Genomic DNA, 2,077 nt, shown 5'->3' with positions numbered 1-2,077 from the left:
TACCTCGGCGAGTACGCCAACTCCTCACTCAAAACCACCTACAAGACCCTCCACCGCTACCGCGGCCACCCCTGCCACCTCCGCGACATCGTCGCCACGCTGTCCTACGCACGCTAATCGCACATGGCCGCACCACATGACCGCCCACGACTTGATTACACAACACAACAAGAAGTTACGCAGAAAAGCTCAATGAGATGACCTCAGTTGAGATACCGGGGCCACGGTAGATCAAAACGTGAACTGCACCATCTTTTTGCCAAGGCAGCGACGTGATCCTTCTCAATTAAAAGACGCACCCGAAGGCGGTCACCTCATGGCACTGTCCCAACAAAGCCGAGTCACAACAGCCACGAATGACTCGCGGCGGTGGCTCGTCATCGGGACCGTCGTACTTCTGGCATTTGCATATGGCCTGCAGATGTACGCGATGGTCCCGGCTTTCGGGCCGATCGCCGAGGAGTACGGTCTCGATCTGACCCGGATCAGCCTGCTCGTGTCCGCGTTCTTCCTCGGCTACGCGATCGCCCACATTCCGGCGGGGTTCGCTGCTGCGGCATTCGGCTACAAACCCGTCGCGGTCATCGGATCCGGCATGCTCGCTGCATCATCTGCGTTGGGCTCCCTCGCGGACGGCTACATGTGGTTCCTGCTCTCGCGGTCTGTCGGCGGGATGTCGATGTCCCTCATCGTGGGTAGTGCAATCCCGCTCGCTGCCGCATGGGCAAAGCAGGGGCAGGTCAAGCTCGTTGTGGGCGGTTTCGTGAATGGGTTCGGTTTCACGGCCGGGGCCGCAGTCGGCTTGTATGCATGGGTCGCGTTGCTTGACATTTTTGACTGGCGACCGGCGGTCGGTATTGCCGCAGCAGTCGGCTTCGTGGCCACCGTGATGGCTGTGTGCACACTCCGGGTTCCCGCCGACCTTCCGGAGCTGGATGGTGGCCACTTCTCGTGGGGTGGGACCCTTGCCTGCCTCCGGTCCCGATCAATCTGGTCTATCGGTATCGGCAGTGTTGCTGCCTACGGAATCATGTTTACCGTTTCTCAGCTGGGACCCGAATACGCCGAATCCGAGCTGGGGTTCTCCACTTCGTCGGCAGGGCTGTTGTCGGCTACGTTGCTCTTCCTCGGGATCCCGGGTGCGATTCTCGGAGGCATGCTGGCCGACCGGAGCCCGCGTTTTCTTCCGACGTTGTGGGTCCCGGCCTCGGCGATGGTCGTCTCGTTGGCTGTCCTCCCCTTCGCCGGCGGAATGTCGATCTGGTTCGTCCTGGGCGGGATCGGGCTCGTGGGTATGATGTATTTCGCGCCGTGCACGGTCTCGCCGGGCGAGTACCCGGACGAGGTGCTGACGCAGGACTTCGGTACTGCACTGGGCCTGATCCTCACTCTTGGCAACGCGGGCGCGATCGCCTTCCCGTACATCTACGCGGTCACTGCCGAGAGTGCGGGGAAGTCGGCCGGTTGGTGGGCATTGGCGGGCATTGCGGGGCTGACAACGATGGTGTTCGTCCTGGCTCGCGAGCCTCATCGTCGTGAGCGCACGAGTGCGGAGGCCGGCCGTTGAACGCGGCGGACAGCCCGATGGACCGGGCGGATGCGGAGCACCGCGACGGGGGACGAGCGCCGCGCGGGGTCCACGTGACGCACTTCGGCGTCTTGGAGGCGGTGACGACCGGCACCGCATTGCACTCCGTCACGGCATGGCGGAAGGACCCCGACCCGCGCGACATCATCCACAACGTGGCATCGAGCCAGCACCACTCGGCCCGAGTCATGCGCCCAGCCGTCCGGCGGGGTTGGCTGGAGCAAGGACCCGGTCCAAGTCCCCGTGGCGACGAGCCGTTCGTCGAAGTTGATTGGGACGAGGCGCTGGAGCTGGTCTCCACCGAACTGGAACGGGTGTATGCGACCAAGGGCTCTGAAGGGGTTTTCGGCGGTTCGTACGGGTGGTCGAGTGCCGGACGTTTCCACCACGGGCAGAGTCAGCTGCACCGCTTCTTGAACACGCTTGGCGGATACGTCTCCGGTCTCGGTGACTACAGCTACGGCGCTTCGGGCGTGCTCCTGCAACACG

General features: G+C 63.4%; 2 protein-coding genes. Both read left to right on the top strand.

Features of this window, described 5'->3' with window-relative positions; all coding sequences use genetic code 11:
- The first annotated feature begins 316 nt into the window (after positions 1-316).
- Positions 317-1,567, top strand: a complete 1,251-nt coding sequence (locus E1202_RS31030) for an MFS transporter (protein ID WP_268952404.1) — start codon at positions 317-319, stop codon at positions 1,565-1,567.
- Positions 1,564-2,077, top strand: a 514-nt coding sequence (locus tag E1202_RS31025) for a molybdopterin-dependent oxidoreductase (protein ID WP_235879141.1), incomplete at its 3' end; no start/stop codon positions are given. The genes E1202_RS31030 and E1202_RS31025, both read left to right, overlap by 4 nt.

Source organism: Saccharopolyspora karakumensis, assembly GCF_004349225.1.
In the GTDB taxonomy this organism is placed as follows: domain Bacteria; phylum Actinomycetota; class Actinomycetes; order Mycobacteriales; family Pseudonocardiaceae; genus Saccharopolyspora; species Saccharopolyspora endophytica.
Note: the sequence above shows the minus strand (reverse complement) of the source record. Positions and strands in the feature narration are given on the sequence as shown.

What these genes read in the sequence shown, in the direction of transcription:
- E1202_RS31030 (WP_268952404.1), top strand. Translation starts at nt 317, where the DNA reads ATGGCACTGTCCCAACAAAGCCGAGTCACAACAGCCACGAATGACTCG.